We start from the raw sequence: 277 nt of genomic DNA, 5'->3' as shown, positions 1-277 counted from the left end.
GGCCCCTCACGGAGGCGCTGCTGCGGCTGCTGCCCGAACCGGTCCAGACACCGGTGGCCGTGCTGGCCCTGTGCGCCGTCGCCCCGGAGACGCTGGACGGGCCCGTGACGGCGGGGCTGCTGCTGGACTCGGTGGAACAGGACGCCGACCCCTTCACGGCGCTGGAGGCGCCGATCGGACTCGGCCCGGCGGCGATGACCGGAGGCCACCGCCGCCGTCTGACCGAGCTGGCCGAGCGGGATCTGCGCGTCACGGCCTCGCGCGTGGAGGGGACGAC

General features: G+C 76.2%; 1 protein-coding gene. It reads left to right on the top strand.

The window, feature by feature from the left end; translation table 11 throughout:
* Positions 1 to 277: hypothetical protein (locus MFF40_RS29165; RefSeq protein WP_238263168.1), on the top strand; the 277-nt coding region annotated here is incomplete at both ends.

Source organism: Methylobacterium mesophilicum, from assembly GCF_022179445.1.
GTDB lineage: Bacteria > Pseudomonadota > Alphaproteobacteria > Rhizobiales > Beijerinckiaceae > Methylobacterium > Methylobacterium mesophilicum.
This window is presented reverse-complemented; position numbering and strand designations above follow the sequence as displayed.